A 20,814-nucleotide genomic window follows, 5' to 3' on the forward strand; every position below is an offset into this window, starting at 1 on the left:
ACCCGAGCAGCACAGAGGGGATGCACCCGGGCGGATGCATCCCCTCTGCCGGTCGGTCCGGTCAGTCGGTGCTGATCGCGATCAGGCCCGAGGGGAACCGGTCACGCGCCGACACGTAGATCTCGCCGTCGGTGGGGTTCACCGAGACGCCGTAGACCTTGTTGCCGTAGGCATGAGCGCTCAGACGGGCGACCAGCGAGAGGTCGTCGGTCGAGTAGACCGACACCCCGCTCGCATCGAAGGTTGCCGACTGGTGTCCGGCGATGAGCCATCCGCTCGCGGTGTCCACAGCCAGCGAGCGCAGGTCGGCGTTCGCCATCGGGATGGTCCCGACGAGCTCCCACGTTGCGCCCGCGAACACCCGCACACCGTCGGTCGAGCCCTCGGCGTCCGCCGTGCCGACGTAGAGGCGGTCGTTCACCCCGTCCCAGGCGACGCCATGCGAACGCCAGGGCGACGCGCCCGCCGGTGTCACGGTGATCGGCGCCCCCGTCGCGGCATCCATGATCTCTACACCCGACCCGCGCGTGGCTCCGAACACCAGGCCCGCCTCGGGGTCGACGTCGATGCCGCGCACGTTCGCCGTGAACGCGTACGGACCGCGCTTCAGGTCGCCGCTGGCCGCGTCCATCACGAGCCACTGGTTCGAGTAGGCGACGTACAGCTCACCCGTCGACTCGTCGAGCGCGACGTCTCGCACACCCTCGTCTGCCGCGGTGGGGGCCGGCACGTCGAGCGTGCGCACCAGGGCGTCCGTCTCCGGGTCGATCTCCCAGACGCGCGCCGGGCGCATCTCGTTGCCGACGAAGAGGTTCCCGGTACGACTGTCGACGGCCGATCCGACCGGTCGATCATCCGACTCGGGGACGTCGGTCGCCGAGGGGATCACGGTCAGCGAACGGGCCGTGAACTCCGGGGTCTCCGGGTCGGTCGGATCCGTGGGATCGGTCGGGTCCGTGGGATCCGTCGGATCGGTGGGATCGGTCGGGTCCGTGGGATCCGTCGGATCGGTCGGGTCCGTGGGATCGACCGTGCGGATGCTGACGGTCACGGCGGCCGAGGTGAGTTCCTCTCCTGGCGGGTTGAGGCGGAAGTCGCGGTTGGAGACGAACACGCGCTGGTGCTCCTCGTCGACTGTGATGCCGTAGCCGTCCTTGCCGTACTTCGCCCCGGCGAAGTCGCCGAGCAGTGCACCTGTCGCCAGGTCATGCACGGAGAATCCGCCGCGGTCGGCCGTCGTGCCGGTGTAGCCGACGTAGAGCAGGCCGTTCGTCGAGTCGATGTCGACCTGACGGGGGTTGGCCCTGCTCGTGCGTTCCCAGAGCTTCGCGAACCCGTTCGACGCGTCGAAGGCCTCCAGGTTGATCACGTCCGTGAGGTCGTGGAACTTGGTGCTGATGACGGTGCCGGTGGTGGGGTCGGCGGCGACGTAGTAGGCGTCTGCGGTGCCGTTGATGACTCCGAGGGAGGCCCCGGTCTCGGCGTCGAGGACTTCGATGCCGCGGGAGGGGACGGCGACGTAGACGTGTCCGAGTTTCGGGTCGACGTCGATCGAGCGGTTGGACTCGATGGTGGGGAAGGGTCCTCGGACGACTTGTCCGAAGGTGTCGGGGGCGATGGACACGACGAGCCAGTTGCGGTTCTGCTGTCCGACGTAGAGGAGGTTCTTCTCGTCGTCGATGCCGATGTCGCGGATGTTCTCCGGCAGTGTCATCTCGCCCAGGACCTTGTCGGTGTCGGGGTCGATCTCGAAGATCTTCCGGCTGTTCTGGTCGCCCAGGTACAGCAGGTCGCGGGACTCGGAGTAGGCCATGCCCGCGGGCAGGCTCGCCTTCGAACGATCCACCGACGCCAGGTGCCCCGCCGATTCGTAGCTCAGCGTCTCCGGAAGCACCCGTTCGCTGACGGTGACGGCGGCCGAGGTGAGTTCCTCTCCCGGCGGGTTGAGGCGGAAGTCGCGGTTGGAGACGAACACGCGCTGGTGCTCCTCGTCGACTGTGATGCCGTAGCCGTCCTTGCCGTACTTCGGATCCGCGAAGTCGCCGAGCGCCTTCCCAGAGGTGAGATCGTGCACCGAGAATCCGCCCGCGCCCTTGCCCGTGCCGGTGTAGCCGATGTAGAGCAGGCCATTGGTGGAGTCGATGTCGAGCTGACGCGGATTCGCGCGGGTCGCCTTGGCCCACAGCTTCTTGAAGCCGTTGTCGGCGTCGAAGGCCTCGACGTTCACGACATTCGTGAGGTCGTGGAACTTGGTGCTGACGACGGTGCCGGTGGTGGGGTCGGCGGCGACGTAGTAGGCGTCTGCGGTGCCGTTGATGACTCCGAGGGAGGCCCCGGTCTCGGCGTCGAGGACTTCGATGCCGCGGGAGGGGACGGCGACGTAGACGTGTCCGAGTTTCGGGTCGACGTCGATCGAGCGGTTGGACTCGATCGTGGGGAACGGTCCTCGGACGACCTGTCCGAAGGTGTCGGGGGCGATGGACACGACGAGCCAGTTGCGGTTCTGCTGTCCGACGTAGAGGAGGTTCTTCTCGTCGTCGATGCCGATGTCGCGGATGTTCTCCGGCAGTGTCATCTCGCCCAGGACCTTGTCGGTGTCGGGGTCGATCTCGAAGATCTTCCGGCTGTTCTGGTCGCCCAGGTACAGCAGGTCGCGCGATTCGGAGTAGGCCATGCCCGCGGGCAGGCTCGCCTTCGAACGATCCACCGACGCCAGGTTCCCGGTGACCTCGTAGTCGACCTCGCCGGTCGGCACGTCGGGCGCGACCTCACCGGGGTCGGGGTTGCCGCCGCAGCCGAGGCACGGCTGCACGGGACCGGTCGGGATCTCCTGCGGATCGACCCCGTCGGTGACGAGCTTGCCCTTCTCGTCCTTCTTGATGGTCACGCCGTCGAAGAACTCGCCATCGGCCGTGCGGGACTCGTAGCGCAGCGTGCCCTCGGTGACGTCAACCAATTGATAGAACTGCTTGCCGCCGTCGAGGCGACGCAGGTGCGCGCCGTTCTCCTTCCACAGGCGCGGCCCGTATTCGTACAGCTTCACGCTCGCGCTCGAGCCGACGTAGACGGGTCCGGTCGCGCTCTTCTTCGGGTCGGCGCCCGCCGGGAGGTTCTCCTCCGCGGCGAGTGTGTTGCCCCGGCCGTAGGCGTGGTCGTGGCCCTGGAGCACCAGGTCGACGTTGTACTTCTCCAGGAGGGAGCCCCAGACGGTGCGGATGCCGAGGTTGTTGCGGCCCTCGTCGAGGGAGTACACGGGGTGGTGGAACAGCACGACGGTCCACTCGTTCGCGTTGTCTGCGAGCACCCCTTCGAGCCACTCGGCTTGGACGCGCAGGCCCTCCTCGGACGAGATGTTGCTGTTGAGGGAGATGAAGCGCACCCCCTCACGGTCGGTGAAGTACACCGTGCCGGCGAGCTCGTCGTAGATGTCGCCCTCGCCGCCCGGACCGTTGTCCGGGTAAGGGAGCTGTGCGCGCCAGGTGCGGGACAGGCCGCCGTCGTACTCGTGGTTGCCGGGCGTCGTGATGAGGTTCTGCGTGCCCAGTGAGTAGGAGAAGGCGTCGAACAGCTCGCCCCACTCCTGGTCCGAGTTCGCATCGTTGACGAGGTCGCCGATCTGCACCACGGCATCCGCGTTCGGCCGGTCGCGGAAGGCGTTGCGCAGCACGCGCGAGCCGTCGCTCAGGATGCCGTTCTGGATGTCGCCGAGGAAGATGAACGAGGTCGTCTTGTCGGTCGCGCTGGCTGTGGCGAAGTCCTGCCACTCCGAGAAGTTCGTCCCGTCGCCCACGCGGTACATGTACTCGACACCGGGCTGCAGGCCCGTGATCGTGGCGGTGTGCATGTTCTGGGTGTAGCCGATGTCGGTGGTGACCTCGGTCTGCGCGGCTTCCGCCTCGAGCACGCCACCCGGGTAGGGGGCCGGCGTCATGGTGCGGTACTGCACGAGTCCGCGGTCGGTGGTCGCCGAGGTGCGCCAGGTCACACTCTGCTGCGTGGTGGCGTCGGCTGCGGGAGTGAGGACGATCCGGTCAGGGATCGCGGAGGGCTCCCAGCGGGAGGGGGTGTCCTCGGCGGCCTGCGCGCTGGGCGCAGGAGCGGCGAGGACCCCGCCCGACAGGAGCACGGCTCCCGCGAGGGCGCAGGCGGCGAGCCGCCACGGGGAGCGGCGCCGCGTGAAGGGGGTGGTCATCGAGATCAATGCCTTTCGGGAAGAGAGGAAGGGGCCGGTCACGCGGCGGAGCGGGAACGGGCGCGGAGGATCACGGCGGCACCGGCCGCGGTGATGAGGATGCCGAACAGGGCAAGGCCGCCTCCGGCCCACCCGGTCGCGGCGAGGGAGCCGCCGCCGTCGGACGGCTGGGTCACGATGATCGCGATGCGTCCGGTGGCGTCGGAGCCGAGGCCGGTCACGACGATCTCGTGCTCGCCCGGGGCGGTGTCGGCGGGGATGCGCACGGTCGCCGCCAGCGCACCGTCGGCGTCGCTCGAGGCGACGGCGAGCTGCACCGGTGTCGAGTGCAGCTCGATCGAGGCGCGTTCGCCGGGCTCGAGTCCCTTCGCCTGCAGTTCGATCTCCTCGCCGGGAGCCACCTGTGCGGTGGAGAGGGTGATCGAGACGCCATCCGGGTCGACGGGGTCCACCGGGTCGACGGGATCGACCGGGTCGACCGGATCGACCGGATCGACCGGGTCGGTGGCCCCCGGCAGGCCGTCACGCGTCGAGCCGGGGCCGGCCGCCCATGCCGTGTCGTCGCTCACGAGCTTGCTGCCGTCCTTCGCCATCTCGATCGTGAAGGAGTCGAACAGGGCGCCGTCGACGGTGCGGGCCTCGACGTGGAACTCGTCGTCGGTGACGTCGACCGTCTGGAACAGCTGCACGTCGCGTCCGACGACGCGGAGGTTCGCGTCGTTGGCTGTCCAGTTGTTGGCGTCCTCCGGGTCCGGGATGTACATCTTCGGTCCGGCGACGGAGACGAGGTACACCGGTCCGGTGTGGCTCTTCGCCGGGTCGGCGCCCGCGGGCAGGTTCTTCTCGTTGGCGATCAGGTTGCCGCGACCGTAGGCGTGGTCGTGGCCCTGGACGACGAGGTCGACGCCGTACTTCTCGAACATCGGCATCCACGCCTCGCGCAGCACCGCGTTGTCGCGGCCGGACGTGACCGAGAAGACCGGGTGATGGAAGGCCACGACGGTCCAGGTGTTCGGGTTCTCAGCGAGCTGGCCCTCGAGCCATTCGGTCTGCGCCGACAGGCTCGCGGGGTCGAACGCCTGGGTGCTGTTGAGCGTGATGAAGCGCACGCCCTGGTAGTCGACCGAGTAGACGGTCTCGCCCAGGTCAGCGCCCTCGGGGCCGTTGGCCGGGTATTCGAACTGCGCGTCCCAGTGCTTCGAGAGCTCCGGTCCCGGGTAGTACTCGTGGTTGCCGGTGGCGGCGATCACATTGAGGTACTGGTTCGAGAAGGCAGCGGCCTCGTGCCACTCTCCCCATTCGGCATCCGAGGTCTCGGTGTCGATCAGGTCACCGGCGTGCACGACCGTGCGCGCGTACGGGCGGGCCTCGAACGCGGCGCGGAGGGCGCGCGAGGTGAACGCCTTGTTGTCGTTCTGCGCGTCTCCTTGCACGAGGAAGCTGAAGTTGCCTGGCTTGTCATCCGCCGTGGTGAACTCGAGCCACTCGCTCCAGGTCGTGCCGTCGCCGACCCGGTACAGGTACGTCGTCGCGGCCTTCAACTCATCGACCGTGGCCGAGTGATGGGCGATCTCGTAGCCGAAGTTCGACTCGAAGCCGGTGGTGGTGGCGGTGATCGTGCGCGCCGCAGCCACGTCGACGGGCGTCGCGGTCAGAGGGGCGAGCTGCATCTGCGGCGACGTGACGTCCGAGGACGTGCGCCAGCTGACACTCTGGCTCGTCTCAGGAGTCGCGGTCGGTGTGAGGATCACGCGATCCGGCACGGCCGACGGGACGAACACCGTCGCGGGGGCGACGGCAGGCGGGTTGAGGCCTCCCGCGGCGACGGCGACGCCGCCTCCGAGGAACGTGAGGCCGACGGCGGCGGCGAGGCCGCCCGCGGTGAACGCGGCACTGCGCCGCAGGGTCAGGGATCGTGGCAAGCGCGCCATCGCAGGCAGCACCTTTCGTCGGGATTCGAGAGGGGTGATGGCGCGCTGCAACAGGGTGGAGGAGGCGCCATTCGCGAAGCTACTAGCGCGGGGCGTAGCGAAACGGCGGTTCCTGCCACCCGTCATCCGTCGTTCATCGAAAGGCGACGAGCGTTCACCGAGCAGTCGCTTGACGCCGCTCGGCGATCTCTGAACGGGCGTTCAGTGAAAGGGGAGAGTCTTCCCCGGAAGCGATCCCGAGTGTCAGTCGAGCGGCGGCAGAGCCGGCAGGTCCGCCGCAATCAGCAGCACTCTCTCGGCGGCGGCGTGACCCGCGGAGAGGCGTGCGGCGAGGTCGGCGCCGTCGAGGGTCGCCGCCAGGAAGCCGGAGGCGAAAGCATCGCCCGCGCCGACCGGCTCGACCACGTCGACCACCGGAGCGGGGACGAACACCGGCTCGGCGTCGCCGTCGTACGCGGTCGCGCCGATGTCGCCGTCCTTGACGATCAGCAGCGCGCAGTTCGGCAGGAAGGCCCTGATCTCGGCCGCCGTCGCGGTTCCCCAGATGCGTTCGGCCTCGTCGCGTCCGACGAAGGTGATGTCGGCGGCGTCGGCCAGGCGGGCGAGGGCCTCCGCCGCGTCCTCCCGGCTCCACAGGGGGCGGCGGTCGTTCACGTCGAAGGACACCAGCGCACCGGCCATGCGTGCGTCGGCGAAGAGCCGGTCCACCATCTCGCGGCAGGATGCGGAGAGCGCGGGCGTGATCCCGGTGGTGTGCACGATGCGCACGCCGTCGAGCCGCTCCGGCGTCAGGAACCCCGCCGCCATGCGAGAGGCCGCGGAGCCTCGGCGGTAGTAGTAGACGGAGGAGGACTCGACGCCCGGATCCTTGAACATCACGCCGGTCGGGGTGGTGTCGTCGCGCTCGACCCACAGCTCCACGCCGCGACGCTCGAGCTCCGACGCGATGCGGTCGCCGAGCGGATCGGCGCCGAGGCGTGATGCCCACGCCACGCGGTGCCCGGTCGCGGCGACCCCGGCCGACACGTTCGACTCCGCCCCGGCGATGCCGATCGTCGCGTGACCGGCTTTCGCGAGTGCGGCATCGGTCGGTGTGATCAGCGCCATGGTCTCGCCGACGCAGACGATCTCGGGTGCGGAGACGGGGGAGGAGGTGGAGCTCATGAGGGGGTGACCGCCAGGGGTTCGGTGTCGGGATACGGGCTCGCGTCGCGATGACGCAGGTCGGGGAAGGAACGGACGAAGACGATGGAGACGAGCAGGCCGACCGCGGCGAAGATCGTGGCGGCCAGGTAGGCGCCGCGCCAGTCGCTCGCATCGACGAGGAACCCGGCGACGGCGGATCCGGCTGCCGCGCCGATCAGCTGCCCGGTGCCCGCCCATCCGAAGGCTTCAGCGGTCTCGCTGAACTTCACGCTGGCCGAGGTGATGGCGAAGAGCACGGCGAGGGCGGGAGCGATGCCGATGCCGGCGAGGATCAGGGTGCCGCCCAGCCAGAACACGTTGAGCATGACCATCGTGAGGCCCAGGCCGATCGTGACGATCAGCAGGCGGCGCGCCATGGCCCACGGCCCGATCGGGATGTGGCCGAACGCCAGGCCGCCCGCCAGGCTCCCCGCCGAGAACACGGCGAGCACGAGTCCGGCCGCGAGACTGCCGTGCTCGAAGGTCGCGACGACGCCCACCTCCACCGCCGAGCAGGCGCCGATCAGCAGGAAGCCGATGACGGTCGCCAGCAGCACGGGAGGTCTGAGGACGACCTTGCCCAGCGCATTGCGGCTGCGCGGGATGCGCACCCGACCGACCTCGGGGGAGAGGATGAACCAGGCGCCGCCGCCGACGAGGATGATCGCCACCAGCAGCAGGCCCTCCGCCGTCCCGATCTGGGTGGAGACCAGGGTGATGACGACCGGCGCCAGCACCCAGATGATCTCCTGCAGCGAGGCGTCGAGGGAGAACAGCGGCGTGAGGTTCGAGGAGTTCACGAGCTTCGGGTAGATCGTGCGGACAGCGGCCTGCACGGGCGGGGTGGAGAGCCCCGCGACCATCCCGAGCAGCATGTAGCCCGGCACGTCGAGCGGCAGCAGGGCGAGTCCGAGCACGGTGACGACGCAGACCGAGAGGGTGAGGGTGATCACCCGTCGCATGCCCCAGACGCCCATCCATCGACTCGTGATCGGGCCGGCGACGGCCTGCCCGACGCTGGTCGTGGCGAGGACGAGGCCGGCGGAGCCGTACGACCCGGTCTGCTGCTCGACGTGCAGCAGGATCGCGAGGGACATCATGCCGTTGGGGAAGCGCGCGGTCAGCTGAGCCGCGATCATGCGCGCCACTCCGGGCGTGCGAAGAAGGTCCCGATATCCCGCCACCAGACAACGGTACCGGGCCTCGAGTGTGGTCGTGGAAGAGGCCGTGCGGCGACACGCCCGCGACACGCCGAAAGTCCGATTCCACAGGAAACGAAATGTCTGAGGGGCGGCGTAGCGTGCCCCCTGTGGATGGATCGTTCACAGGGGCTTCCCAGCCGCGATTTCTCGCGGTTCGCGAGCCTCGCGAAGGGGCCTCAGCCTGTGGAAGAAACGGTGGAGAACCTGTGTTGTATCTGTAGAGAACGGTGGATAACTACACGGATGTAACTACTACCCCTTGTGGTCGCCCCCAATGTCGGTCCCCATATGTAGTATTGAAGTCCCGGCAGGGGGTCTACCGGGAAACAGCCTGATGAGAAGCAGGCCAGAGATTTGAGGGGTTACGAAAAGATGTCGATCACGGTCTACACAAAGCCTTCCTGCGTTCAGTGCAACGCCACCTACCGCGCCCTCGATGCCAAGGGCATCGAGTACGAGATCCTCGACCTTTCCGAGGACCCGACGGCGCTCGAGCAGGTCAAGGCGCTCGGCTACCTGCAGGCACCCGTCGTCGTCACCGACGAGGGTCACTGGTCGGGCTTCCGTCCCGACAAGATCGACGAGCTCGCCTCCCGTCTGGCGTGACGCCCCATGAGCGCCGTCGCGACCGCAGCGCCGCTCCTGATCTACTTCTCGAGCGTGTCGGGTAACACTGCGCGCTTCATCGAGAAACTCGGACTCCCGTCCCGACGCATCCCCCTCCACCGACACGAAGAAGATCTCGTCATCGACGAGCCCTTCGTGCTGGTCACCCCCACCTATGGCGGGGGCGCGGGGCGCGGCGTCGAGAAGGGCGCCGTCCCCAAACAGGTGATCCGGTTTCTCAACGACGAGCGCAACCGGCGCCACATCCGCGGAGTGATCTCCGCGGGCAACACCAACTTCGGCGATGCATTCTGCCTCGCCGGTGACATCATCAGCCGCAAGTGCCACGTGCCGCACTTGTATCGGCTCGAGATCTTCGGCACACAAGACGATGTGGATCGCGTGAGCGACGGATTGGAACGACGGTGGCAGCTTCAGTGACCGAGACAGTGGCATTCAAGACGAACCCTGCATACGAGGGTCTCGACTATCACGCCCTCAACGCGATGCTCAACCTGTACGACGCGGACGGGAAGATCCAGTTCGACGCCGACAAGCGCGCGGCGCGGGAGTACTTCCTGCAGCACGTGAACCAGAACACGGTGTTCTTCCACTCGCTCAAGGAGCGTCTGGACTACCTCGTGGAGAAGGAGTACTACGAGGGCGCCGTCATCGAGAAGTACTCGATGGAGTTCATCCAGAAGCTCAACGATCTCGCCTACGGCAAGAAGTTCCGCTTCGAGACGTTCCTCGGCGCGTTCAAGTACTACACGAGCTACACGCTCAAGACCTTCGACGGCAAGCGCTACCTCGAGCGCTTCGAGGACCGTGTCGTCATGACCGCGCTCGGCCTCGCCGACGGTGACGAGAAGCTCGCGGTCGCCCTCGTCGAGGAGATCATCTCCGGTCGCTTCCAGCCCGCCACCCCGACCTTCCTCAATGCCGGCAAGGCACAGCGCGGCGAGCTCGTCAGCTGCTTCCTGCTGCGCATCGAAGACAACATGGAGTCGATCGCCCGCGGCATCAACTCCGCGCTGCAGCTCTCCAAGCGCGGCGGCGGCGTGGCGCTCCTGCTCTCGAACATCCGCGAGTCGGGTGCGCCGATCAAGCAGATCGAGAACCAGTCCTCGGGCATCATCCCCGTGATGAAGCTCCTCGAAGACAGCTTCAGCTACGCCAACCAGCTCGGTGCCCGTCAGGGTGCGGGTGCGGTGTACCTCAACGCCCACCACCCCGACATCATGCGCTTCCTCGACACCAAGCGTGAGAACGCCGACGAGAAGATCCGCATCAAGACGCTCTCGCTGGGTGTCGTGGTTCCCGACATCACGTTCGAGCTCGCCAAGAACGACGAGGACATGTACCTGTTCTCGCCGTACGACGTCGAGAAGGTCTACGGCGTGCCGTTCGGCGACATCTCGGTCACCGAGAAGTACCGCGAGATGGTCGACGACCCGCGCATCAAGAAGACCAAGATCAACGCGCGCGAGTTCTTCCAGACCGTCGCCGAGATCCAGTTCGAGTCCGGCTACCCGTACGTCATGTTCGAAGACACGGTGAACAAGGCCAACCCGATCAAGGGTCGGATCAACATGTCCAACCTCTGCAGCGAGATCCTGCAGGTGAACACGCCGACGACGTACAACGACGACCTGTCGTACGACAACATCGGCAAGGACATCTCCTGCAACCTCGGCTCGATGAACATCGCGCTGTCGATGGATGCCGACGACCTGGGTCAGACCGTCGAGACGGCGATCCGCGCTCTCACCGCGGTCAGCGACCAGAGCCACATCGGCTCGGTGCGTTCGATCGAAGACGGCAACGACCGCTCTCACGCGATCGGCCTCGGCCAGATGAACCTGCACGGATACCTCGCCCGCGAGCACGTGTACTACGGCTCCGAAGAGGGCATCGACTTCACGAACATCTACTTCTACACGGTGCTGTTCCACGCGCTGCGTGCGTCGAACAACCTCGCCATCGAGCGCGGCACGACGTTCGACGGGTTCGAGGACTCGACCTACGCGTCGGGTGCGTTCTTCGACAAGTACATCGACCAGGCGTGGGTCCCCGCGACCGAGAAGGTCAAGGAGCTCTTCGCCGGCAAGCACATCCCGACGCAGGATGACTGGGCCGAGCTGAAGGCGTCGATCCAGAAGCACGGCATCTACAACCAGAACCTGCAGGCCGTCCCGCCGACCGGCTCGATCTCGTACATCAACAACTCCACGTCGTCGATCCACCCGATCGCGTCGAAGATCGAGATCCGCAAGGAAGGCAAGCTCGGTCGCGTGTACTACCCGGCGGCGTTCATGACGAACGACAACCTGGAGTACTACCAGGACGCATACGAGATCGGCTACGAGAAGGTCATCGACACGTACGCGGCTGCCACGCAGCACGTCGACCAGGGTCTGTCGCTGACGCTGTTCTTCAAGGACACCGCCACCACGCGTGACATCAACAAGGCGCAGATCTACGCATGGCGCAAGGGCATCAAGACGATCTACTACATCCGCCTGCGTCAGCTGGCGCTCGAGGGCACCGACATGGCCGAGTGCGTCTCGTGCATGCTCTGACCTGTTGACCCGAGAACACAGCTGAACCCCGAGAGACGACGAAGAAAATGACTCCTGAAAGACTCAAGCTGGTCTCCAGCGTGCAGGCGATCAACTGGAACCGCATCCAGGACGACAAGGACCTCGAGGTCTGGAACCGTCTGGTGAACAACTTCTGGCTGCCGGAGAAGGTGCCGCTGTCGAACGACGTGCAGTCGTGGAACACGCTCACCCCCGACGAGCAGCTGCTCACCATGCGGGTGTTCACCGGTCTCACCCTGCTCGACACGATCCAGGGCACCGTGGGTGCGGTGTCGCTGATCCCCGACGCGATCACGCCTCACGAAGAGGCCGTGTACACGAACATCGCGTTCATGGAGTCGGTGCACGCGAAGAGCTACTCCTCGATCTTCTCGACGCTCGCGTCGACGAAGGAGATCGACGAGGCGTTCCGCTGGTCGACCGAGAATCCGAACCTTCAGAAGAAGGCTCAGATCATCATGGACTACTACCAGGGCGACGACCCGCTCAAGCGCAAGGTGGCCTCCACCCTGCTGGAGTCGTTCCTCTTCTACTCGGGGTTCTACCTGCCGATCTACTGGTCGTCGAAGGCGAAGCTGACGAACACGGCCGACCTGATCCGCCTCATCATCCGTGACGAGGCCGTGCACGGCTACTACATCGGCTACAAGTTCCAGAAGGGGCTCGAGAACGAGACCCAGGAGCGTCGCGATGAGCTCAAGGACTACACGTTCTCGCTCATGTACGAGCTCTACGACAACGAGGTGCAGTACACGCAGGACCTCTACGACGGCGTCGGTCTGACCGAAGACGTCAAGAAGTTCCTGCACTACAACGCCAACAAGGCCCTCATGAACCTGGGCTACGAGGCGATGTTCCCCTCCAGCGTCACGAACGTGAACCCGGCGATCCTGTCGGCGCTCTCGCCGAACGCCGACGAGAACCACGACTTCTTCTCGGGGTCGGGCTCGTCGTACGTCATCGGCAAGGCCGAGGCCACGGAAGACGACGACTGGGACTTCTAATGGTGCGAACTCTCAATGTTGATGTGTCTCCGTATGCGGAGATGATGAGTCGGTTGGCGGAGTCGATTGATGTGTCTCCGTATGCGGAGATGATGAGTCGGTTGGCGGAGTCGATTGACGTGTCTCCATATGCGGAAGTCGAATCGTCCGTCGTCCGCAGCGACCTGAGAAGTCTCGTTGAGCGACATGACCTCGGGGCTTACATTGATCAGGTGCTCGAGACCGAGCGACGGTTCAATCAGATCGTTGGTGACATCGACACCGACATTGACATCGCCCCGCACGAACTGGCGACAGATGCTCCGTTCGATGTTGTACGCCTTGGGGTGAGGGACGCCTCCGGTCGCCTGTATCGATGTTTCTGCGCTGCAACAGCGTTGATAGTTGGAAGTGCGTGCTGGGGTCTGGATGCAGCGTTCAACGGGGATTTGTCTCCTGTCGCGGCCCTCGTGATTTCGATCGCAACGTACCGTGGCATGAGACGCATCTGACAATCGTTGCTGTTTTGGCGTCCCGGCAGGTGCTGAAATCGGGCGTCAAACCTGGGGCTAGATGTGGCGATTTGGAGCAGATTGCCCCGGTCAGGTTCGACGATGCCGAGATCTGCGCAAGCACACCGCGATCGATGCTCGACGTCAGCCCAGTTGGACTCGAAGTGGCGGCAGGGCAGTCGGCGTCAGTCTTGTGTTGCTTGTGGCTGGCATCGCCGGATCTCGATGAGGAGAGGTCAGTCGATGGCGTTGATTTGTTGTTCCACGGCGCACTGCGGCGGCCCTGTTGGAGCCTAGGCTCGTCCCGATGACGGAGAACACCACCGCCGACGCGCGGGTGCGTACGAGCGTGACCCGGAAACTGGTGCGCAACCCGCTCCTCTGGGGCGCGGTGCTGCTGCTCGCCGCCATCGTCTTCACGGTCGCGGGCGATGACTTGAGCTTCTTCCCCTTCCTGCTCATGCTGGTCGGCGGCTGGTGCTTCGGCTTCGCGTTCGTGAATGCGACGTTCGACATGGTGCCCGCGCGCAACGGCGCGATCCTCCACGTGATCGTGGCCGTGGTCCTGGGCGTGCTCGTCGCCTCGGTGATCGAGTTCGGGGGAGACCTACTCGACCCGTTCCCCGCTGCGGTTCGCGGTGTCGCCGTGGTGCTGCAGATGGCGGCGATCCCCGCGGTCGGATGGATCTGGCTCGGGCTGCTCAGCCGCGTCACCGATCTGCTCGGGCGCCGGGATGCGAAGAAGCGCCCGCTGCCCGTGGCCCCGGAGTGGGAACGCGAGGAGAGCGGCGACGGTTCGGTCGTGCGGTTCCCCGGCATCGAGCTCCGGATGCGCAGCCTCACGCAGGCGATCGTGGCGATCGTCGTGGTGTTCGGGCTCCTCGGTGTCGTCGCGCTGATCGCGCTCGACGACCTCGCGATGCGGATGGGCCCGCGCCTCGCCATCCTCCTCCTCGGGATCGTGGTCGGACTCCCCGTATACCTGGCGTTCACCGCGATCCTGCGTCGCCGCACGCAGCAGTGCGCTGTCGCCTTCGGCAACGACGAACTCCGGATCCGCGTGGGGGAGGCCCGTTACTCGATCCCGTTCCGGGACCTCGAGCTCCTCCGTTGGCGGACCCGCAGCGACTACGCACGCTTCGAAGCGCGCGGCGGGTCCGGTGTCGACCTCTCGGTGGTCACCGGGATCGCGAAGCCGCCCCGAGGGTTCTCCGCCGAGCTGCCGCCATTGCCGAGACGGGTGTATCGGCGCCTCGAGCTCGCCGGTCTGACGCTCGAGAAATCGCGCCGGGATGAGGTCGTCACCTTCCGTCGGTGAGCCGATCCGGTAGAGCGTCGGTGGCTCATGCGAACATCCGTGCATGGATTCCCTCCGCCTCCGACTCTGGTCCGAGAACGACCTCGAGCTGCTGCATGCCGCCAACACCCCCGCGATGACGGCTCATCTGAACGGTCCCGAGACCGAGGAGCAGGTCGTGGAACGTCAGACCCGCTACCTGCGGCTCGTGGCCTCCGGCGAGGCACGGATGTTCGTGATCGAAGACGCCGAGGGGGCGTCGCTCGGTTCGATCGGTTACTGGCGCATGGACTGGCGGGACGAGCCCGCGCTGGAGACCGGCTGGTTCGTCCGCCCCGAGGCGCAAGGGCGCGGCGTCGCATCGAAAGCCCTCGCCCTGCTCATCGACGATGCCCGCGCACATCGAGGTGGCAGGCGTTTCCTCGCCGCATTCCCCGGCGTCGACAACCCGGCGTCCAACAGCGTCTGCCGCCGGAACGGCTTCGCCCTGGTCGGCACGTTCACTGAGGCGTTCCGGGGCGCAGAACTGACCGTGAACGAGTGGATGCTCGACCTCACGGGGTGATCGACATCACCCCGCCGGGTACTCCTGCGCCTTGAGCAGCCGGGCGAGGTGCGCGGCGTTCCGCGCCGCCGTCCCGATCGCCGAGGCAACCTTCTCGGGGGTCTCGTCGAGGTCCTTGTAATCGGTGGTGTGCATCGCCTCCCCGTTCCAGTAGACCGAGCCCTGGGCCGGGATGGTGAAACCGACGTCGTTCAGCGACTGGAAGAGGATCGCCGCGATGTGGTGGGCTCCGTCCTCGTTGCCGACGATGCCCGCGATCGCGACCTTGTCGAAGAGGGTGGGCCGTCCTCGCGCGTCTGTCTCGCCGAGCTCGGCGTCGAGGCGTTCGAGCACGCGCTGCGCGACGCTGGAGTGCTGTCCCATCCACGTGGGAGTGGCGAACACGAGGATGTCGGCGTCGAGGATGCGTCGGCGCACGCTCGGCCACTCGTCGCCGTCACCCATGTCCTTCTCCACGCCGGGGCTGATCGACAGATCGACGGCGCGGACCAGGTCGCCCGTGATGCCGTGACCGGCGAGGGCCTCGAGCAGCTGCGTGGCGAGAAGGTCGGAACTGGAGGAGGCGGGCGACGGCTTCAGCGTGCACGAGACGGCGACCGCGGTCAGTGGTGTCTTCATGATCACAGCAGAGCAGGCGAGCACACGCGTGCACAGGGGGTTTCCGCACCGGGGCTATCCTGGTAGATGGCACCGACGACAGGAGATCCCGTGATCCTCAGCTTCCTCTTCTTCATGATCCTCTTCATCGGAGGCATCTGGACGATGGGCATCTCGTTCGGGCTGCCCGACTTCCAGGCGCTCGCGTTCTGCGGCGGCCTCCTCCTCGTCACGCTGGCGATGGCGTTCATGCTCCGCCAGGGAGGGTCGGCCACGCGTCGGGCGAACAACTGGTCGGGCAACGCCACCGAGTGATCCATCGCGGACGGCAACGCCGTCCGCTCAGCGTCGTTTAGCGAGCCGCGCCTCGAGGTTGGCCCTTACCGCGGGCCACTCCGGTTCGATGATCGAGTACTCCACACTGTCGCGCAGCGCGCCGTTGCGGTAGCGGCTCATGGCCCGCATCACGCCGTCCTGCTTGGCTCCGAGCCGCTCGATCGCCGTGCGGGACTGGAAGTTGACCCACTGTGTGGTCAGGCCGACGCGGAACACCCCGAGCGTTTCGAAGGCGTGCCGGAGCAGCAGCAGCTTGGACTCCGCGTTCGTGCCCGTGCCGTGGGCGGACGGACGGTTCCAGGTGTAGCCGATGTGCAGCCGCGGGACATCCGCGACGATGTCGTAGTACGAGGTGAGCCCGAGAACGCGTCCGTCGGCACCGAAAGCGGTGAACGGCACCATCTCGCCCCTCTCGATGAGCGAGAGGCGTCGGTCGACTTCTGCGCCCACGCCGTCGGGGGCCGGAACCGAGGTGTACCAGGCCGTCTTCCACAGGTCGCCCTCCTGCACCGCGTCGATGAGACCGTCGACGTGCGAGCGCTCGAGCGGACGGAGTTCGACGAGTTCGCCGGTGAGGGTGACGGGGGCGGGAGCGACGAGGAAAGCCATGACGGTATTCAACCAGCGACCGGGACGGCGCCCTGACGCAGGAGCTGCTGGTAGGCGGTGACCAGCTCGATGGTGACCCCGAGCTCGAAGGCCAGACTGGCCAGGTGCGGCCCGCGGAGCTCTTCTGCCTCGGCATAGGCGCGCGGGGTGATCAGCCGACAGGCCGCCCACTCGTCGGCCTGGCGCTCCTGCTGCGCACGGATCACGGGCACGCGCGCCGGAGTGTGCCCGAACTGCGCATGCCCGAGCTCGTGGGCGAGCACACTGCGTGTGGTGCGCGCGCTCATACCGGGACTGAGTCGGATCGTGCGGGTCAGGGGATCGAAGCCGCCGCGCGTGCGGCCGGGACCCTCGACGATGCGCAGTCGCTGTTCCTCGGCGAGGTGCAGAAGGTCGTCCATCGCTCTCCTCCTCGCCGTGCCGGGGCGGCAGCGTGTGCGCCGCTAGTCGTAGAGGTCGTCCGTATCCGAGTCGTGCGACGTGCGGGATTCGAAGGCGACCTCGCGGGTATCTTCTCGCGGACCGGCGACATCGGGGGTGGGGCGGATCGGGGTGATGCGCGCGGTCGTCTCCCCGTCTGCTCTGAGGCGTTCCTCTGCGCGAGCGAAGAGCACGTGGGGCTCGAGGCCGAGAGCGTCGCAGACCGAGTAGACGACCGGGACCGGGATGGCACGCTTGCCGGTGACGTAGTTGTCGAGGGCGCTGCGCGCGATGCCGATGGTGCGCGCCATCGCCGCGATGCTGCTCCTGGACGCGGCGATCTCGCCGCGGATCTGGCGCCCCACGGCGTTGTTGAATTCCTCGGCCGGTGTCTTCACCCGGCTCACGATAGCAGCGCACCGACTCCAGAATGCCGCCATTATGGTGCAATCGACAGGTCTGCGTGTCCGTGCGGGGTACTAGCGTAGGCGTATGGGGACAGAATTGCGTCAGATGTTGGCATCCACCGTGAACGGCGCGCGAATGCACGCCGGGCTGTCGTTCTCTCGACTGTCCGAGCTCTCGGGCATCACGCCGGACGCGCTCTCGGAGCTGCTGGAGGGTCAGGTCGACTTCACCGTCGTCGACCTCGCCGGCATCGCCGCGGCGCTCGACATCCCGATCACGAGACTCCTCCCGGCATCCGGGGTCGACGACTGACGTCGGACGCGCACAGTAGCGTGGTCCGTATGAAGACCGTGCCGTTCGGATCGTCCACCGCCCCCGCCGTCGTCGCCGGCATGATGCGCATCAACGATAAAGACGAGGCGCACATCCGGGCGCTCTACGCCACAGCGCGGGAGTCCGGCATCGACTTCTTCGACCACGCGGACATCTACGGCGGGAGCATGCACCAGTGCGAGGCGCGCTTCGCCGGTGCGCTGCGGCTCAGCGCCTCCGAGCGCGACGAGATCGTGCTGCAGACCAAGTGCGGGATCGTGCCCGCGCAGGGGACGTTCGACTTCTCCTACGAGCACATCGTGACCCAGGTCGAAGGGTCGCTCGCTGCCCTGCAGACCGACCGCCTCGACGTGCTGCTGCTCCACCGCCCCGACATGCTCGTCGAGCCTGAGGAGGTCGCCCGTGCGTTCGACGATCTGGAGGTCGCGGGCAAGGTCCGGGCCTTCGGTGTCTCGAACCACACACCGCGGCAGATCGACCTTCTCCGCACGGCCGTCCGGCAGCCGCTGGTCGCCAATCAGCTGCAGCTGTCGATCACCCATGCGCCGATCCTCGCCCAGCCGGTCGCGGCGAACATCGCCGGCCACGAGCAGAGCGTCGTGCGCGACGGCGGCGGCATCGTGGAGTACTGCCGCATCAACGGCATCACGATCCAGGCCTGGTCGCCGTTCCAGGACGGCCGCGGTCACGGCGTGTTCCTCGGCAACCCCGAGTACCCCGAACTGAACGCGGTGATCGATCGCCTCGCGGCGTCGTACGGCGTGACTCCGCTCGCCATCGCGACCGCCTGGATCACCCGTCACCCCGCCGGCATGCAGGTGGTCCTCGGTACGACCACACCCCAGCGCGTGCGCGAGGCCGCGATGGGCGCCGACCTCGAGCTGACCCGGCCCGAGTGGTACGAGCTGTTCCGCGCCGCCGGACACCTGCTGCCGTAGAACTGGTTCGGGTCGGCGCGGTCCGGCACGCCGTCGTCTACCCTGAACTCATGCCGTTCCTGTTCTCGCTCCTCGTCATCGCCCTGATGATCGGCGCACTGATCGACATCATCACCCGCGACAGCGCCCTGGTGAAGCACCTGCCGAAGATGGTGTGGATCATCATCGTGATCCTGTTGCCGTTCGTCGGCAGCGTGCTGTGGTTCGCCATCGGACGCGAGTACGGCGAGGCCGGCGTCTCCATCCCTCGCGTGCGTCGAGCCGAGCGGCCGACCGCCACCCGCGCCGACGTGCGCCCCTCGCCGCCGGCGGACACGCGCACGACCGAGCAGCAGATCGCCGACCTCGACCGCGAGATCGAGGAATGGCGGCTCCGCGAGGAGCTCGAGAAGCGCCGCCGCGACGGGGACGCAGCCTCCGGATCCGCCGGCGCCGCCTCCTAGGCCGAGACCCCTCCGCGGTCGAAGGACTCGCGGATCGCCTCTTCCAACTGCGGGTGGCGGAACTCGAAGCCCGCGGCGGTGAGCTTCTCCGGCAGCACCCACCGGCTCTTCAGGACGAGTTCGGTCTCGGTGCGGATGCCGATGGCGCCGAGCTCGAGTATCCAGCGGGGCAGCGGCGGGCCGACGCGAGCACCCAGCACCCGCCTGATCGTCGCCATGAACTCGACGTTGTCGACCGGATTCGGGGATGCGACGTTGACGGGACCCTCGAGTGACGGCGTCTGCTCGATGAAGTCGATGATGCGCGCGACGTCGTCGATGTGCACCCAGCTGAACCGCTGACTCCCGCGGCGCGCGCGGAAGTGGTGAACGGTCCCGGCCCGGCGTCGCGCGGCGGTCGCGGGCCACCGGCCGTCGTACTGCGGACCGCCGAGCCCGAGCCGGACGAGGTTCTTCAGGGGCCCGAGCACGCCGCCGTGGCCGAGCACGATGGCGCTGCGGAGGGCGACGCGGCGAGTGGCGGGCAGCTCTTCGGCGAACAACGCCTTCTCCCAGGCCTTCGCGACCTCGACCGAGAAGCCGGTGCCGAGCTCGCCCGTGGATTCGGTCATCGGACGGTCTTCGGCGTGCCGGTAGATCGTGGCCGTCGAGGAGTTCACCCACAGGGCGGGAGGCGCAGACGCGCGGGCGATCGCCGTGCTCAGCGACGTGGTGGTGTCGAGCCGGGACCGGAAGATCTCGGCGCGGTTCTCCGGCGTGTACCGGCAGTTGACGCTCTTGCCCGCGAGGCCGATGACCAGGGAGGCGCCGTCGACCGCGCGGTCGATCTCGACCTGATCGCCCCAGCGGATGTCGGCGCCGGAGCGCGAGATCGTGACGACCTCGCGGCCCTCGGCGCGGAGTCGGGAGACGAGGTGGCTCCCCATGAAGCCCGTGGACCCGCCGATGACGACCCGGCCTGTGCTCATGCGGACTGCTCCTTCTCTGCGGTGCGGGGGACCTCGGCGATGTGCGGGACGCGGTACTCGAAGTCGCCCCGGTATTCGTACACGCGGCCGAGGAGAGGCGCGTCGATCGTGAGTGCCAACTGCTGCCGGTCGATGGCGTCGTCGAAGCGCTCCGTGAGGCGGACGACCGGTGCGATCAGGCGGGGGACGCGGATTCGGAGCCGTCCGAGTCGCACCCCGACAGCCCGACTCGTGAGGTGCAGTCCGCCGTCGCGCACGTCGACGTCGAAGCAGGCCGCGATGAGTCCGGGTTCGCCGAGTTCGTCGAGCACGCGACCGTGCCGGGTGAGCGCGACCGCATCGCGCATGACCCACGGGCCGCGGGTGAAGCGGAACGTGCGCTCGCCGATGGCCCTCGATGCGATCGTGCGGTTCTCGACGCGGAAGGGCACGTCGCGCTCCCAGACGGCGGCGACGACCCCGCGACGTTCGAGGACGCGGAGCACGGGCCACAGCCACCGCCGCGGCGTGCCGACGACGTGGAACACGCCCTCGCCGATGCCGACGGCGCCGTCGGGGACCGCCGAGAAGTAGGCGCGCAGGCGAGGGTGCAGCTCGTCGATGCGTTCGCCGAGCGCCCGGGCGTAAGGGGAATCCGGCACGGGCGTCACGCTTCGAGCCTAGTCCGGCGGCGGCTGCTCTTGGCC

21 protein-coding genes are annotated in these 20,814 nt (G+C 67.2%); 11 read left to right on the forward strand and 10 right to left on the reverse strand.

Going from position 1 to position 20,814, the window contains the following annotated elements:
• Nucleotides 1–61: 61 nt before the first annotated feature.
• The 4 genes from ACIOTO_RS18340 to ACIOTO_RS18355 form a co-directional block, all read right to left on the reverse strand.
• Entirely contained in the window at nt 62–4,192 is a 4,131-nt protein-coding gene (locus ACIOTO_RS18340; protein WP_400858879.1) for a metallophosphoesterase, read from the reverse strand.
• 38 nt (nt 4,193–4,230) lie between these two features.
• Nucleotides 4,231–6,114 carry a metallophosphoesterase family protein gene (locus tag ACIOTO_RS18345; protein ID WP_262002489.1) on the reverse strand — a complete coding sequence of 628 codons (1,884 nt, stop codon included), beginning with the start codon at nt 6,112–6,114 and terminating at the stop codon, nt 4,231–4,233.
• A gap of 252 nt (nt 6,115–6,366) precedes the next feature.
• A complete protein-coding gene (locus ACIOTO_RS18350) occupies nt 6,367–7,287 on the reverse strand; it encodes a sugar kinase (protein ID WP_400858880.1) in 921 nt (306 codons plus the stop codon).
• Nucleotides 7,284–8,492, reverse strand: coding sequence for an MFS transporter (locus ACIOTO_RS18355; protein ID WP_400858881.1), 1,209 nt, complete (start codon nt 8,490–8,492; stop codon nt 7,284–7,286). Before ACIOTO_RS18355 ends, ACIOTO_RS18350 begins: the two co-directional genes overlap by 4 nt.
• A gap of 390 nt (nt 8,493–8,882) precedes the next feature.
• Between ACIOTO_RS18355 and nrdH the strand changes: the two genes are divergently transcribed.
• The 7 genes from nrdH to ACIOTO_RS18390 all read left to right on the forward strand — a co-directional run bounded on the left by nrdH (nt 8,883) and on the right by ACIOTO_RS18390 (nt 15,076).
• Nucleotides 8,883–9,116: a glutaredoxin-like protein NrdH gene (gene nrdH, locus ACIOTO_RS18360; protein WP_028503264.1), complete on the forward strand. Its 234-nt coding sequence runs from the start codon at nt 8,883–8,885 to the stop codon at nt 9,114–9,116.
• 6 nt (nt 9,117–9,122) lie between these two features.
• Nucleotides 9,123–9,557: a class Ib ribonucleoside-diphosphate reductase assembly flavoprotein NrdI gene (gene nrdI / locus ACIOTO_RS18365; RefSeq protein WP_029262703.1), complete on the forward strand. Its 435-nt coding sequence runs from the start codon at nt 9,123–9,125 to the stop codon at nt 9,555–9,557.
• Nucleotides 9,554–11,698, forward strand: a complete 2,145-nt coding sequence (gene nrdE / locus ACIOTO_RS18370) for a class 1b ribonucleoside-diphosphate reductase subunit alpha (protein WP_400858884.1) — start codon at nt 9,554–9,556, stop codon at nt 11,696–11,698. Before nrdI ends, nrdE begins: the two co-directional genes overlap by 4 nt.
• A gap of 47 nt (nt 11,699–11,745) precedes the next feature.
• Nucleotides 11,746–12,723 carry a class 1b ribonucleoside-diphosphate reductase subunit beta gene (nrdF, locus tag ACIOTO_RS18375; RefSeq protein WP_017828866.1) on the forward strand — a complete coding sequence of 326 codons (978 nt, stop codon included), beginning with the start codon at nt 11,746–11,748 and terminating at the stop codon, nt 12,721–12,723.
• Nucleotides 12,723–13,214 (forward strand): hypothetical protein, encoded by a 492-nt coding sequence (locus ACIOTO_RS18380; protein ID WP_400858886.1) that lies wholly within the window; start codon nt 12,723–12,725, stop codon nt 13,212–13,214. Before nrdF ends, ACIOTO_RS18380 begins: the two co-directional genes overlap by 1 nt.
• Nucleotides 13,215–13,521: 307 nt before the next feature.
• Nucleotides 13,522–14,532: a hypothetical protein gene (locus ACIOTO_RS18385; RefSeq protein WP_400858888.1), complete on the forward strand. Its 1,011-nt coding sequence runs from the start codon at nt 13,522–13,524 to the stop codon at nt 14,530–14,532.
• Between the two features lie 43 nt (nt 14,533–14,575).
• Nucleotides 14,576–15,076 carry a GNAT family N-acetyltransferase gene (locus ACIOTO_RS18390; protein WP_400858890.1) on the forward strand — a complete coding sequence of 167 codons (501 nt, stop codon included), beginning with the start codon at nt 14,576–14,578 and terminating at the stop codon, nt 15,074–15,076.
• A gap of 6 nt (nt 15,077–15,082) precedes the next feature.
• On the opposite strand, the gene ACIOTO_RS18395 is transcribed toward ACIOTO_RS18390, so the two are convergent.
• Nucleotides 15,083–15,694, reverse strand: a complete 612-nt coding sequence (locus ACIOTO_RS18395) for a flavodoxin family protein (RefSeq protein ID WP_105710976.1) — start codon at nt 15,692–15,694, stop codon at nt 15,083–15,085.
• Nucleotides 15,695–15,760: 66 nt separating this feature from the next.
• Here ACIOTO_RS18395 and ACIOTO_RS18400 point away from each other — a divergent pair, with 66 nt between their 5' ends.
• A complete protein-coding gene (locus tag ACIOTO_RS18400; protein WP_400858892.1) occupies nt 15,761–15,988 on the forward strand; it encodes a hypothetical protein in 228 nt (75 codons plus the stop codon).
• A 27-nt stretch (nt 15,989–16,015) separates the two neighbouring features.
• Here the strand turns inward: ACIOTO_RS18400 and ACIOTO_RS18405 are convergent, their stop codons facing one another.
• Genes ACIOTO_RS18405 through ACIOTO_RS18415 form a run of 3 tightly spaced genes read right to left on the reverse strand, consistent with a single transcriptional unit; the run spans nt 16,016 to nt 17,436 of the window.
• Complete coding sequence (locus ACIOTO_RS18405) at nt 16,016–16,618, reverse strand: GNAT family N-acetyltransferase (protein ID WP_400858894.1); 603 nt, start codon at nt 16,616–16,618, stop codon at nt 16,016–16,018.
• A gap of 8 nt (nt 16,619–16,626) precedes the next feature.
• Complete coding sequence (locus tag ACIOTO_RS18410) at nt 16,627–17,019, reverse strand: ImmA/IrrE family metallo-endopeptidase (RefSeq protein ID WP_400858896.1); 393 nt, start codon at nt 17,017–17,019, stop codon at nt 16,627–16,629.
• 42 nt (nt 17,020–17,061) lie between these two features.
• Entirely contained in the window at nt 17,062–17,436 is a 375-nt protein-coding gene (locus ACIOTO_RS18415) for a helix-turn-helix domain-containing protein (RefSeq protein ID WP_262002503.1), read from the reverse strand.
• Between the two features lie 115 nt (nt 17,437–17,551).
• On the opposite strand from ACIOTO_RS18415, the gene ACIOTO_RS18420 reads away from it, so the two are divergent.
• From ACIOTO_RS18420 to ACIOTO_RS18430, 3 genes are read left to right on the forward strand one after another with little or no spacing between them, the layout of a single operon-like run.
• Nucleotides 17,552–17,758 (forward strand): helix-turn-helix domain-containing protein, encoded by a 207-nt coding sequence (locus tag ACIOTO_RS18420; protein WP_400858897.1) that lies wholly within the window; start codon nt 17,552–17,554, stop codon nt 17,756–17,758.
• A 29-nt stretch (nt 17,759–17,787) separates the two neighbouring features.
• The gene (locus ACIOTO_RS18425; RefSeq protein ID WP_400858899.1) at nt 17,788–18,717 is read left to right on the forward strand and encodes an aldo/keto reductase family oxidoreductase; all 930 of its coding nucleotides are present in this window, start codon (nt 17,788–17,790) and stop codon (nt 18,715–18,717) included.
• A gap of 50 nt (nt 18,718–18,767) precedes the next feature.
• On the forward strand, nt 18,768–19,160 hold the full coding sequence (locus ACIOTO_RS18430) for a PLD nuclease N-terminal domain-containing protein (protein WP_400858901.1): 393 nt from the start codon (nt 18,768–18,770) through the stop codon (nt 19,158–19,160).
• On the opposite strand, the gene ACIOTO_RS18435 is transcribed toward ACIOTO_RS18430, so the two are convergent.
• Both ACIOTO_RS18435 and ACIOTO_RS18440 read right to left on the reverse strand, forming a co-directional pair.
• Nucleotides 19,157–20,128, reverse strand: a complete 972-nt coding sequence (locus ACIOTO_RS18435; RefSeq protein ID WP_400858903.1) for an epimerase — start codon at nt 20,126–20,128, stop codon at nt 19,157–19,159. The two genes, ACIOTO_RS18430 and ACIOTO_RS18435, sit on opposite strands and share 4 nt — an antisense overlap.
• Entirely contained in the window at nt 20,125–20,769 is a 645-nt protein-coding gene (locus ACIOTO_RS18440; RefSeq protein ID WP_400858905.1) for a DUF4166 domain-containing protein, read from the reverse strand. The genes ACIOTO_RS18435 and ACIOTO_RS18440 overlap by 4 nt, the downstream gene beginning before the upstream one ends.
• Nucleotides 20,770–20,814 lie beyond the last annotated feature (45 nt).

It is taken from the genome of Microbacterium sp. NPDC087592 (assembly GCF_044743585.1).
Lineage (GTDB): Bacteria > Actinomycetota > Actinomycetes > Actinomycetales > Microbacteriaceae > Microbacterium.